We start from the raw sequence: 12,673 nt of genomic DNA, 5'->3' as shown, positions 1-12,673 counted from the left end.
TGCCGTGCTACGGGGGCGGGTCAGCCCCAGTTGCCGACCAGCGGGGTCCCGTTGGTGGTGACCGTCGCGCGGTGGACGGTCACGTCGCCGCCGACGGCCGCGCCGGAGAACGACCCGTCGGACGGGCGGTAGACGCCGACGCTGTCGATGCCGGTGCCGTCCCAGTCGCCCTTGACCGGGATGTCGCCGAGGTTGCCGTACGTGATGTCCTGGACGTTCTCGGTCTCGTTGGAGTTGTTCAGGTGGAAGATCCGCGTCTGCGGGTCGTAGACGGCCACGGTGGTCGTGCCGTTGCCGTCCCAGTCGCCGACCAGCGGCTTCCAGCCGGGGTTGCCGAGCTTGCGGTGGTACTTCGCGGTGACGTTGTCGTCGGAGAGGTAGAAGGTCTGGTCGGACGGGCGGTAGACGCCGATGGTGGTCCTGCCGCGTCCGCTCCAGTCCCCGACGACCGGGACGTCGTCGATGTTGCCGTACTTCACCGGGGCGCCGAAGGTGCCGTCGGGCCCGGGCAGGAAGAACTCACGCGTGCTCGGGCGGTAGTAGCCGACGGTGTCGACGCCCGGTCCGTTCCAGTGGCCGACCAGCGGGACGTCGTCCTGGGCGCCGAGGGTGGCCCGGGCGATCGTGACCCCGTTGTGGGACGTCTGGGTGACGCTGCGGTCGGCCGCCTGGTACACGCCGACGGAGGAGGGGCGGCGGGTGGGGGTGGCGTTGACGATCGCCCGGCCGGCCGCCTGCTCGTGGGCGGCGGTCAGCGGCAGGGTGGCCGCCGTGTTGTCCACCCAGCGGAAGGGGTGCAGGTAGACGATGCGCGGATCCTGCGCCGCGACGGCCTCGTACTCGGCGTTGAACGCGGCCATTTGCGCGTCGGTCTTGTCGCCGCAGCCCGTCGAGCCCTTGTGGACCTCCGGGTAGAGCATGAGGTGCTGGTTGGCCGAGGTCAGCTTGGACCGCAGCTTCTCCAGCAGGTTCTGGACGGTGTCGCGCCCCTGGCAGTACCGGTTGAAGCCGACGATGTCGGCCTGCCTGGGGGCGAGGTTGAGCCCGGGGCCCGCCGTGACGTCGCCCTCGGCGTAGTCGAAGATCAGCAGCTTGTCGGGGAAGGCCGCCCGCACCAGCTCGGCCTGCTGCTCGGCCTGGGCGGGGCTCATCCGGTGGTAGTAGGCCTCGTCGGTCAGGTAGACGGCGCCGATCTTGTCGAGGTTGGCGCCGATCCGCTTCTTCAGGTCGTCGAGGTTCTTGGTGACCACGTCGTCCGGCTTGGGCGTGAGGACGGGGTCAATGCCCGGGGTGACGGTTTCGGGGTTGACACCGAGGACGCAGGAGACGGGCAGGCAGCGGTCCAGGAAGTCCAGCGAGACGTCGTCCGCGTCGCGCCCGTAACCGTTGAAGTTGGTCCAGCCCGCGAATTCGCGGGTGTAGTCCGGGTGGATCGTCCCGAGGGGCTCCACGGCGCCGTAGTACCCGTAGTAGCCGAGTCCGCCGAGCATGGAGATCCGCAGGTCGTCGACGGTGGTGACCCGGCCGGGGGCGGTGGTGTGCGAGCCGAGGACGACGTAGCCGTCGCGGGGCAGTTCGGCAGTGGTGGCGCCGGTGAAGACGGTGGTCCCGTTGACGGTCACGGTGGCGAGCTTCTCCGGCCCGGTCGCCAGGGTCAGGGAGACCTCGTAGGAGGGGGCGGCCGGCACGGTCGGGACCGGGAGGGTGAGGGTGGTGCCGCCCTGGTGGAGAGCGAGCCCGCCGTCCGCCTGCACGCGCAGGCCGAGCGCGACGTCGGGCGCGTCCACGGCGCCGGTGCCGTTGCTCGCGCGGCTGACCGCGAGGGAGGCCCAGTCGGTGCCGGTGGTGCTGCCGACGACGGGCGTCAGCTCGGCGCGCACGGTGTAGTCGCCGTCGAGGTTCGCGGTGGCGGGTTTGGTGAGGCGCACCGCGGCGGTGCCCTGGGGGAAGGAGAGCACGTTGGGGTGGGCGGGGGAGTTGACCTGCACGGCGCCCGGGACGGGGTTGGTGACCAGGCCGTTGACCCCGGACTCGGCGACGTAGTTGCCGGAGAGCAGGCTCGGCTGGCGGGCGCTCAGGTCCTGGTTCAGGCCGAAGTCGGCGGTGCTGGAGGGGGCGCCGTCGAAGGTGTCGACGAGCGGCCTGGCGCTCGCGACGGCGGAGGTGTCGATGCGGCTGACCGACAGGCCGCGTCCGGCGCCGTCGCCGAAGGTGGTGACCTTGGACGGGTCGGCCTGCAGGTAGGCGCCGAGGTAGAGGTAGGCGCTGCTGGGCCAGCGGGTGACCGAGGGCGGGGCGGTGGCGGTGAGCGTGGTGCCGTTGACGGTCAGCGTGACCGTGCGGTCCGCGCCGGTGGAGACGGTGAGGGAGACCGCGTAGCCGGCGGCCGGGGTGACCTGGCCGGACCAGAACGCGGTCTCGCCCCCGCCACCGTGGTACAGGGCGAGCTCGCCGTTCGACTTCACGGTGAGGCCGAGGTCGACGTCGGCGTTGGTGACGTAGCCGGCGCTGCGGTGGCTGCGGCTGAGGACGATCGAGGCCCACTCCTGGCTGGTGGTGTCACCCACCGAGGGGTCGACCACGGTGGAGACGGTGTACGTGCCGGTCTCGTCCGCGACGGCGGGCGCGCCCAGCATCACGGCGGAGATGCCGTTGCCGAACACCAGGCGGTCGGGCCGGTCCGGCCGGCTGACCTGGACCACCTGTGAGCCCGCGGGCTCGGCGGTCCACCAGCGGCCGGAGACCCGGGTGTAGGAGATCGCGTGCTCTCCGGCCGGCGGCGACTGACGGGCGGTGAGGTCGTTGTCGAGCCCGCCGTTGAGTCCGTAGAACGGGGCGGTGGCGAGCGCGTGGCTCTGCTGGAAGGTGTCGTGGAAGGCACGGGTGGCGGTCAGGTTCGCCGGCTTCGGCGGCGGCTTCGGCGCGGCGTCGGCGACGGCCGTGGCGCCGCCCGGCCCCGCGGGTATCAGCGCCAGGGTGAGGGCGGTGGCCGCGGCACCGAGGGCGCCGCGGACACGTGGGGTGAGAATCACCGGGTCTCGCTTCCGATCTCTCGTCCGGCCCGGCCGGACCTGATCGGGCCCGGCCGCCGGAGCGTCGGATCGGCGGTGCGGGCGCGCCGCCGATCGGGCGGACACACCGGCGCACCGCGCGCGGCGCACCCATCCCCGGGCGGATCATAGAGGACGGACACGAACCTTCGGCAGGGGTGCGCGCGCTCACCGGGCTTGAGCAAAAGGGTGATTGAGGGAGCATCGGGAGTTTTGCCGCAGCTGCGGCACGCCGCTCCCCGGGAGCCGGCCCGGGGTCAGGACGCCGGGTCGGGCGGGAAGGGCACGGGATAGGCCTCGGCGAAGTCGGCGGAGCGGGCCACCTCGCGCCACCTGGTGTCCTCGTCGAGCAGCCGGTGGCCCTGGGCGATGGAGGCCTCGGCCGCGTAGGCCCCGATCGGCAGGTGCTCGGGGACGTCGCGCCGCTTGGCCACCCGGACGAGGATCTCGGCGGCCCGGACCGGGTCGCCGGCCGCACCCGCCCCGCTCTGCCGCATGCGCGCGTTCATGGCGCCGACCGTCTGCGCGTACGCCTCCGGGACGTCGTGGACGGTCATCGACGAGCCGGCCCAGTCGGTGCGGAACCCGCTGGGCTCGACCACCAGCACCTTCACGCCGAAGGGGGCGGTCTCGGCGCGCAGTACGCGGCTGAACCCGTCGATGGCGAACTTGGCCGCCTGGTACGAGCCGAGGCCCGGGGAGCCGCCGACCCGGCCGCCGACCGAGGAGAACTGCACCACCAGCCCGCCCCGCTGCTCGCGCAGCAGCGGGATCGCGGCCTTGGTGACGTGGTAGACGCCCCAGAAGTTGGTCTCGAACTGCGTGCGGAAGTCGGCGTCCTCGGTGGTCTCGATCGGCGAGACGTTGGCGTAGCCGGCGTTGTTCACCAGCACGTCGATCCGGCCGAAGCGGGCGTGCGTCTCGGCGAGGGCGGCCCGGGCGGCCGACGGGTCGGTGACGTCGAGTGGGAGGGGGAGGATTCGCTCGCCGAACTCCTCGACGAGATCGGCCAGTTGCTCGGGTCGACGGGCGGTCGCGGCGACCCGGCCGCCGGCCTGGAGGGCCGCGCGGGTGAGGGTGCGGCCGAAGCCGCGGGACGTTCCGGTGATGAACCAGGTCTGCTCCGTGGTGTCCATGCTGTTAGTGAAACACCGTTGCGCTAATAGTGCAACGACGTTGCGCTAGTCTGGACGGGTGACCGAATCCGACTTCCAGCGCGCCCGCTCGCCCGAGGCCAAACGCCGCCGTGAGGCCGCGATCCTGGAGGCGGCCCGGTCGCTCGGGCGCGAGCGCGGCATCAGGGACATCACCCTCACCGACATCGCGGCCGCGGTCGGCATGCACAAGTCGGCGCTGCTGCGCTACTTCGAGACGCGCGAGGAGATCTTCCTGCGGCTGACCGCGGAGGGCTGGGCCGAGTGGTCCGACGCGCTGACCGCCCGGCTGCGCGCCGCCACGGACCCGGGCCCGGCCGCCGTGGCCAGGGAGTTCGCCGCCACCCTCGCCGCCCGCGGTACCTTCTGCGACCTGCTCGCCCACGCGCCGCTCAACCTCGAACGCCATGTCTCGCTGGACGCGGTCCGCGACTTCAAGCTCGCCACCCTCGCCGCCCGCGAGCCGATCACCGCGGCCGTCCGCGCCCAGCTGCCCGCCCTGGACGAGCAGGACGTCACCGACCTCGTCGCCACCGCCGTCTCCCTCGCCGGCGCCCTGTGGCAGATCGCCAACCCGGGCCCCGAGGTCGCCGCCCTCTACCGCGGCGACCCTCGCCTCGCCCACGCCGTCGTCGAGGTCGAACCGCGCCTCGCCCGCATCCTCACCGCGACCGTCAGGGGTCTGGCGGCGGGCGCGGGCGACCCCCGGGCCTGAGCGGCGCCTGCGGCCCCGACCGGGGCCGCAGGTGCCGTCCGGTCAGGCCACCGGGTGTTCCATCAGGGTGACCCGGTTGCCGTCCGGGTCCTCCAGGACCGCGAAGCGGGTGCGGACACCACCCGTCTGCACCGGTCCCGCCGTCAGTCCGCGGCCCGCGAGCTCCGCCAGAGCGGCGTCCAGGTCGGGCACCTCCAGGTTGAGCAGCGTGGAGCCGGCGTGCTCGGCGTCCTCGAAGACGTGGAGCCAGCCGCCCGGCGTCAGGTGCCAGTCGGCCAGCGACGCCATCGGCCGGCGGTCGGCCGGGCGGCCCAGCAGTCTCTCGTACCAGGCCGCCGCCGTTTCGGCGTTGCGGACCGGAGCAACCATCATGACCCGTGCGACATCCATGCGGACCCCCTGCTTCCCGTTGAGTTGTTCGCTGTCGGGTCCAGCATCGCGCGCCGCGGCTCGGCGGTGGCCGCCCGGGTCGTGTTTCCGCCACGAATCCGCCGCTGCGGACACCGTCGGCCGGACGAGGGGGTCCCGGGCGCTCACCGGATCGGGTGACGGGGGCCAGGAGTCTCCCGGGTCGGCGGTGCCGGGGCGGCGGCGGTGTGTATAGCTGGCAGCCGGAGCACACCGACGGAAGGGACCATCCCATGACCCAGTCAGCCGCCAAGCCCGCGCAGAGTGTCGACGAGGTCATCGAGCGGATGCGGGCGATCAAGGCGCGGCTGGATCCGCGGGACGGGGTCGCCTGCTTCGACCGGATGTACCTGAGGGTGACCGAGCTGGTCGGGGAGCGGCTGACGGCCGGGTACTTCCAGGACCAGGCGTTCATCGAGCGGCTGGACGTGGTGTTCGCGAACCTGTACTTCGACGCGGTGGAGGCCGACGAGGCGGGGCGGCCGGTGAACCCGGCGTGGCAGCCGCTGTTCGAGGCGCGCGGCCACCGGAAGGTGTGGCCGGTCCAGTTCGCGTTCGCGGGGATGAACGCGCACATCAACCACGATCTGGCGCTCGCCGTCGTCCTGACCTGCATCGAGCGGCGGACCACGCCGGAGACCCCGCCGGTGCACGCCGACTACCTCAAGGTGAACGAGCTGCTCGCGCAGGTGGAGGCGGAGGTGCGGGCGTCCTTCGAGGCGCAGATCATCGGGGTCGCGACCGAGCAGGCCGAGCCGCTGAAGCACATCGTCGCCAGCTTCTCGATCGCCCGGGCCCGGGACGCCGCCTGGGCGACCACCCAGACGCTGTGGCACCAGCGCAACATCCGGCCGATGTACGACGCGACGCTCGCCGCGGTCACCGCGAGCACCGCGCTGGCCGGGCGGATGCTGGTCACGCCGGTGCTCCCGCCGGTGGAGCAGCCGGACGGGGACTCGTAGAGCACGGTTGGCGGACTCCGGCGGGCGGGCGGGAACCGGGGCGGGGTGGACTGGTCGGTGACAAGCCGCGACGCGAAAGGCCGCCGATGTCCTCCTCACCCCCCGCCCGGTACACCGACCTCAGCGCCATGGTGATCAACTGCACGCTCAAGCGGTCGCCCGACCGGAGCCACACACAGGGCCTGATCGACGTCAGCACCGGCATCCTGGAGCGCCAGGGCGTCCAGGTCGACGTGGTCCGCGCGGTCGACCATGACATCGCCACCGGCGTCTGGCCGGACATGACCGAGCACGGCTGGGAGACCGACGACTGGCCCGTCCTCTACAGCCGGGTGATGGCCGCCGACATCCTGGTGCTGGCGGGGCCGGTCTGGCTGGGGGACAACTCCTCCGTGATGAAGAAGGTCGTCGAGCGGCTGTACGCCTGCTCGTCGATCCTCAACGAGCGCGGCCAGTACGCCTACTACGGCCGCGTCGGCGGCTGCCTGATCACCGGCAACGAGGACGGCGCCAAGCACTGCGCGATGAACGTGATCTACAGCCTCCAGCACCTCGGCTACACCGTCCCGCCGCAGGCGGACGCGGGGTGGGTGGGGGAGGCGGGGCCGGGGCCGTCGTACCTGGACGCGGGGTCGGGCGGGCCGGAGAACGACTTCACCAACCGCAACGCGACGTTCATGACGTGGAACCTGCTCCACCTGGCCCGGATGCTGAAGGACGCCGGCGGGATCCCGGCCCACGGCAACCAGCGCTCCGAGTGGGACGCCGGGTGCCGCTTCGACTTCGAGAACCCCGAGCACCGCTGAACCGGCCGTGGTCGGCGGCGGTCGGCGGCGCGGACCGGTTGGTGGAGGAAGTTCTACTCCGGATACGCCAAGCAGCGTCACTGTGCCGAACCGCCGCCGTTCCTAGCGTGGTCACCAGCGCGCACGAGGTGCGCGACCGACCCGGTGGGGGAGTTCGAGTGCAGACGCAAGAGATCGGTCAGGGGACGGCGGCCGTCCGACTGGTGGCGGTCGAGAAGATCTACGGCACGGGCGACAACGAGGTGGCCGCGCTCAAGCGGCTGAGCATGACCTTCGACGCCGGCACCTTCACCGCCGTGATGGGGCCCTCCGGGTCGGGCAAGAGCACCTTCCTGCACTGCGCCGCCGGGCTGGTCCGGCCCACCCGGGGCAGCGTGCTGGTCGGTGACACCGACCTCGCGGACCTGGACGAGGCGGGGCTGACCCGGCTGCGCCGGGACCGGATCGGCTTCGTCTTCCAGGCGTACAACCTGCTCCCGGCCCTGACCGTGCTGCAGAACGTGGTGCTGCCGCTGCGGTTGGCCGGACGGCGTGCGAGCCGGAGCCAGGTCCTGGCGGTGCTCGACCGGGTCGGGCTCGCCGACCGGCTGGACCACCTGCCCGGGCAGCTCTCCGGGGGTCAGCAGCAACGGGTGGCGATCGCCCGGGCGCTGGTGACCCGGCCCGCCGTGGTCTTCGCGGACGAGCCGACCGGCGCGCTGGACACCCGGACCGCCGCGGCCGTGCTCGGCCTGCTGCGCGAGTCGGTGACCGCCGGCGGGCAGACGCTGGTCATGGTCACCCACGACCCGGTGGCCGCCTCCCACGCCGACCGCGTGGTCTTCCTCGCCGACGGCGGCTTCGTCGGCGAGCTGTACCGGCCGACCGCCGAGGCCGTCGCTGCGCGGATGACCCGGCTCGGCGCCTGGGACGACGAGAACCTCACCTCCTCCGCGGTCCGGTCGGGGGGTGGCCGCTGATGCTGTGGCTGGCTCTGCGCACCCTGAGGTTCCGCAAGGCCGGGTTCGCCGCCACCTTCGTGGCGATGCTCCTGGGCTCCGCGATCGTGATGGCCTGCGGCGGCCTGTTGGAGACCGGCGTCCGGATGGCGGTCGCGCCGCAGCGCCTGGCCGGGGTGCCGATCGTGGTGGCCGGTCAGCAGACCCACGGCTCCGCCGCGCTGACCGAGCGCAACCGGACCGGCCCGGGGGTGCTCGACGCGGTCCGGGCGGTTCCCGGCGTCGGCGCCGTGATCCCCGACCTCTCCTTCCCCGCGACCGTGGTGGTGGACGGCAGGGCGGTCGACGTCGGCTCCGTCGGCCACACCTGGACCGGCGCCGCGCTGACCCCCTACACGCTGACCCGGGGGTCGGCCCCGGGCGGCGGGCAGGTGGTCCTCGACACCGGGCTCGCGGCCGACGCGGGCGTCACGGTCGGCTCCGCCGTGCAGCTGACCGTGCACGGCGTCACCCGGACGTTCACGGTCTCCGGCACCGCCCACCAGGCCACCGGCCGCACGCTCGGGCCGACCCTGTTCCTCTCCGACCTCCAGGCCCGGCAACTGGCCGGATCCGACGGGCGGTTCGACTCCATCGGGGTCCTGCCCGCGCCCGGCGCCGACGTCGCGGAGCTGCGGCGGGCCGTGCGGTCGGCGGTCGGCGGCACGGCGGTGGTGCTCACCGGTGAGCGGCGCGGTCTGGCCGACCTGCCGGGGGCGCTCGCCGGCGGGCCGACCGTGACCGTCCTGGCGGCGATCTTCGGGAGCTGGGCGGTCCTGATCGTGATGTTCGGCGTGGCCTCCACACTCGGGCTCTCGCTGAGGCAGCGGGCGCGCGAGACGGCCCTGCTGCGGGCGATCGGTTCCACCTCCCGGCAGGTGCGCCGGATGATCCTCGGGGAGACCGCCGTGCTGGCGGTGCTCGCCACCGCGCCGGCGGTCGCGCTCGGCTCCGTCGTCGGCAGGCTGCTGTTCGGGCAGCTGGCCGCCAACGGTGTGGTGTCCGAGGAGGTCGTCTTCCACCAGGGCCTGCTGCCGACCGCGGTCGGCGCCTGCGCGGCGATCGCGGCCGCCCTCGGCGCGGCGCTGTTCGCCGGCCGCGGGGCCGCGCGGACCGAGCCGCTCGCGGCGCTGGCCGAGAGCACGGTGCCGACCGGGCGGCTCACCGGGACCCGCCTGCTGTCGGCGGTGTTCTTCCTGCTCAACGGCGTGGCGCTGGCGGTCGTCACGGCCACGGTGATGGCCGACGGCCCGACCCTGGCGAGCACCGCCGGGCCGGCCTCGGTCCTGTGCGCGATCGGCCTGGCCCTGCTCGCCCCGGGGATCACCAGGGCGGCCGTGGCGGTGCTCGGCCGGCCGGTCCGCGCGCTCTGCGGGCTGTCCGGGTGCCTGGCGCTGCGCAACGCCGCCGTCCACAACGTCCGGACGGCGGGCGCCGTGGCCCCGATCGTGCTGCTGATCGGCATCGCCACCGGCACCCTGTACATGCAGGCCACCGAGGACCACGTCTCCGCCGCGGGCCGCGCGGGCGGCGTGCCCGCCGAGCACGTGCTCACCTCCTCGACCGGCGGCTTCGCGCCGGACGTGGTCGGTGCGGTCCGCGCCCTCCCGGGTGTGGCCGGCGCCTCCGAGCTGGTCGGCTCCACCGGCTTCGTGGACTCCGCCGACGGCGGCACCGTGGACCTGCGCGGTGTCTCGGCCGACGGAGCGCGGCAGACCGTCGCGCCCGACGTACGGGACGGGTCGATCGCCGACCTCCGCGGCAACACGGTGGCCCTGTCGGAGAAGCGGGCGAAGGACTTCGGCGTCCGCGTCGGGGACACCCTGCGGATCCACTTCGGTGACGGCGCCGCCGCCGACCCGAGGGTGGTGGCCACCTACGCGGGCGGCTCGCAGGAGCGGTACCTGCTGCTGCCCGCCGATGTGCTGGCCGCGCACACCACCGCCGGGCTGCCGACCGGGATCCTGGTCCGGGCGGAGTCCGGCGCCGACCCCGCCCGGGTCCGGTCCGCGCTGGACGGTGTGGCGGCCGGGCTGGCCGGCACCGCGGTCGCCGACCGCTCCGCGCTGACCGGCGCCGACAACCGGATCGAGCAGATCCTGGCCTCCTCGAACTACACCGTCGTCGCCATGATCGTCGGCTATGCGGCGATCACCGTGATCAACAGCCTGGTGGCGGTGACGCGCGGGCGCCGGGGCGAGTTCGGCCTGCAGCGTCTGACGGGGGCCACCAGGGCCCAGGTGCTGGGCATGCTGAACGTCGAGGGCGCGCTGATCGCCGTCGTCGCGACCGTCCTGGGAACCGCCGCCTCGGCGGCCACGATCGTGCCGTACAGCCTGGTGAAGACCGGCTCGGTGCTGCCGAGGGGCTCGATCGGCATCTACCTCGCGATCGTCGGCGGCGCGCTCGTCCTGGTCCTCGGCGCGACCCTGCTCCCCTCCTGGCGGGGCATGCGGACCCCGCCGGTCGAAACGGCCCGCTGACCGCCGGACGCGGGGCACCACCGTCCGGTGCCGCGCGATCCCGCTTTTATGCCGTGGCGCCCGTCGGTGAAACCCGCTAGCCTGACCAGCCGGAACGATTTGGACGTACGTACGTATGAAGGGGCCGGGTTCACGGGACCGCTGCCGTCACCGCCGTCACGGATGGACGATCGCTCAGGTGTCAATCGCTTACCGCAAGGGTCCGCACGGGTTCCCGGCCCGGCTGCGCCGGGCCGGGGGAGACCTGGTGGCCGGTGTGCTGATCGCCCTGGGCGCCATGCTCTCCGTCTGCCTGTTCGTGATCACCGGCTACTTCGTGATCCTCCTCGTCATCGGGATCGGCGCGGCGGCGCTGCCGATCGTGACCGGGTGGGTGCGCCGGCTGTGCAACGCCAACCGGCGCGCGGCCGCCCGGGTGGGGGTCCGGGTCGACGTTCCCTACCGGCCGGAGCCCCCGGAGTTCGAGAAGGACATCGTCGGCTGGATCCGCCGCTGCAAGTGGATCCTGACCGACCCGGCCAGCTGGCGGGACCTGCTCTGGCTGCTGCTCAACTCGGTCGTCGGCCTGACCGGCTTCCTGCCCGCCGCGGTGCTCTACTACGTCCTCGAAGGGTTCGCGCTGGCCCTCGGCCTGTGGCGGCCGGTGCTGAGGGCGCAGGGCACCGCGCGCGAGTACTTCTTCGTCCCGGTCCGGAGCGGGCCCACCGCTCTCCTGGCGGCGCTGGCGGCGGCGGTGCTCTTCGTCGTCTGGGTCCGCTGCAGCCCGCTCCTCCTCACCGCCCACGCGCACTTCACCCGCCTGCTGCTCGGCCCCACCGAGCGCTCCCGGCTCGCCCTGCGGGTCCGGCACCTGGCCGAGACCCGGTCCGGCGCGGTGGAGACGGCCGCCGCCGAACTGCGCCGGATCGAACGCGACCTGCACGACGGCGCCCAGGCCAGGCTGGTCGGCCTCGGCCTGACCCTCGGGGCGCTCGAACGCCACCTCGGCGGCGAGTCGGAGGAGGCCCGCAGACTGCTGCGCGACGCCCGGGCCTCGTCCGTCGCGGCCCTGCGCGAGCTGCGCGACCTGGTGCGCGGCATCCACCCCCCGGTGCTCGCCGAACGCGGCCTGGCCGACGCGCTGCGCGCCCTCGGCCTGGCCAGTCCGCTCCGGACCGAGGTGGCGGTGAGCCTCCCGGGCCGGGTGCCGCCGCCGCTCGAATCCGCCCTGTACTTCGCGGTGTCCGAACTGCTGACCAACGCCCTGAAGCACTCCGGCGCCGAGCACGTCGAGGTACGTGCCTGGCACGACGGCGCCGTGCTGCACGCCCGGGTCGCCGACGACGGCCGGGGCGGTGCCGACGCCGCCGGGGGGACCGGCCTGCACGGCATCCGCCGCCGGCTGGCCACCTTCGACGGCACCCTCGACGTCGCCAGCCCGCCGGGCGGCCCGACCGCGATCACGATGGAGATACCGTGCGTGTTGTCCTCGCCGAAGACCTCTTCCTCCTCAGGCAGGGGCTGATCCAGCTGCTGGACGCCTACGGCTTCGAGACCGTGGCGGCCGTCGACAACGGCCCCGACCTGCTCGAAGCCGCCGCCAGGCACCGTCCCGACATCCTGATCGTCGACGTCCGGCTGCCGCCGACCTTCACCACCGAGGGCCTCCGCGCCGCCCTGCGGGCCAGGCGCGAGATCCCCGGACTGCCGATCCTGGTGCTCTCCCAGCACGTCGAGCAGATGTACGCCGGGGAACTGCTCGCCGACGGCACCGGTGGCATCGGCTACCTGCTCAAGGACAGCGTCTTCGACAACGAGCAGTTCATCGACGCGGTCCGCCGGGTCGCGGCCGGCGGCACCGCCATGGACCCCGCGGTGATCTCCCAGCTGATGGTGAGCCACGCGCGCGACAAGCCGCTCGGCTCCCTCACCGCACGGGAGCGCGGCGTCCTGGAGCTGATGGCCGAGGGCTGCTCCAACACCGCCATCGCCCACCGCCTCTTCATCACCGAGGGCGCGGCGGCCAAGCACATCTCGAACATCTTCGCCAAGCTCGTGCTCGCCCCGGACAGTGACAGCAACCGGCGCGTGCTGGCGGTCCTCGCCTACCTCAACGCCTGAGTCAGCCCGGCACCACCC

General features: G+C 73.5%; 10 protein-coding genes. 7 read left to right on the top strand and 3 right to left on the bottom strand.

Annotation, left to right across the window (positions count from 1 at the left end; all coding sequences use genetic code 11):
- Positions 1 to 20: 20 nt before the first annotated feature.
- A complete protein-coding gene (locus ACFVUH_RS02865) occupies positions 21 to 3,032 on the bottom strand; it encodes a hypothetical protein (RefSeq protein ID WP_387910725.1) in 3,012 nt (1,003 codons plus the stop codon).
- Between the two features lie 275 nt (positions 3,033 to 3,307).
- Positions 3,308 to 4,186 carry an SDR family NAD(P)-dependent oxidoreductase gene (locus ACFVUH_RS02860; protein WP_387910723.1) on the bottom strand — a complete coding sequence of 293 codons (879 nt, stop codon included), beginning with the start codon at positions 4,184 to 4,186 and terminating at the stop codon, positions 3,308 to 3,310.
- 58 nt (positions 4,187 to 4,244) lie between these two features.
- On the opposite strand from ACFVUH_RS02860, the gene ACFVUH_RS02855 reads away from it, so the two are divergent.
- Positions 4,245 to 4,919 carry a TetR family transcriptional regulator gene (locus ACFVUH_RS02855; protein ID WP_355366395.1) on the top strand — a complete coding sequence of 225 codons (675 nt, stop codon included), beginning with the start codon at positions 4,245 to 4,247 and terminating at the stop codon, positions 4,917 to 4,919.
- Between the two features lie 42 nt (positions 4,920 to 4,961).
- On the opposite strand, the gene ACFVUH_RS02850 is transcribed toward ACFVUH_RS02855, so the two are convergent.
- Positions 4,962 to 5,309 (bottom strand): VOC family protein, encoded by a 348-nt coding sequence (locus ACFVUH_RS02850; protein ID WP_355366398.1) that lies wholly within the window; start codon positions 5,307 to 5,309, stop codon positions 4,962 to 4,964.
- 251 nt (positions 5,310 to 5,560) lie between these two features.
- Between ACFVUH_RS02850 and ACFVUH_RS02845 the strand changes: the two genes are divergently transcribed.
- The 6 genes from ACFVUH_RS02845 to ACFVUH_RS02820 all read left to right on the top strand — a co-directional run bounded on the left by ACFVUH_RS02845 (position 5,561) and on the right by ACFVUH_RS02820 (position 12,655).
- On the top strand, positions 5,561 to 6,289 hold the full coding sequence (locus tag ACFVUH_RS02845) for a DUF5995 family protein (RefSeq protein WP_387910721.1): 729 nt from the start codon (positions 5,561 to 5,563) through the stop codon (positions 6,287 to 6,289).
- A gap of 86 nt (positions 6,290 to 6,375) precedes the next feature.
- Positions 6,376 to 7,095, top strand: a complete 720-nt coding sequence (locus ACFVUH_RS02840) for a flavodoxin family protein (RefSeq protein ID WP_387910720.1) — start codon at positions 6,376 to 6,378, stop codon at positions 7,093 to 7,095.
- A gap of 158 nt (positions 7,096 to 7,253) precedes the next feature.
- Entirely contained in the window at positions 7,254 to 8,054 is an 801-nt protein-coding gene (locus ACFVUH_RS02835; protein ID WP_387910718.1) for an ABC transporter ATP-binding protein, read from the top strand.
- Entirely contained in the window at positions 8,054 to 10,555 is a 2,502-nt protein-coding gene (locus ACFVUH_RS02830) for an FtsX-like permease family protein (RefSeq protein ID WP_387910717.1), read from the top strand. The genes ACFVUH_RS02835 and ACFVUH_RS02830 overlap by 1 nt, the downstream gene beginning before the upstream one ends.
- A 277-nt stretch (positions 10,556 to 10,832) precedes the next feature.
- Positions 10,833 to 12,059 carry a sensor domain-containing protein gene (locus ACFVUH_RS02825; protein WP_355366738.1) on the top strand — a complete coding sequence of 409 codons (1,227 nt, stop codon included), beginning with the start codon at positions 10,833 to 10,835 and terminating at the stop codon, positions 12,057 to 12,059.
- Entirely contained in the window at positions 12,011 to 12,655 is a 645-nt protein-coding gene (locus ACFVUH_RS02820; RefSeq protein ID WP_355366413.1) for a response regulator transcription factor, read from the top strand. Before ACFVUH_RS02825 ends, ACFVUH_RS02820 begins: the two co-directional genes overlap by 49 nt.
- The last annotated feature ends 18 nt before the right edge of the window (positions 12,656 to 12,673 follow it).

The organism is Kitasatospora sp. NPDC058032 (assembly GCF_042885845.1).
In the GTDB taxonomy this organism is placed as follows: Bacteria; Actinomycetota; Actinomycetes; order Streptomycetales; family Streptomycetaceae; genus Kitasatospora.
This window is presented reverse-complemented; position numbering and strand designations above follow the sequence as displayed.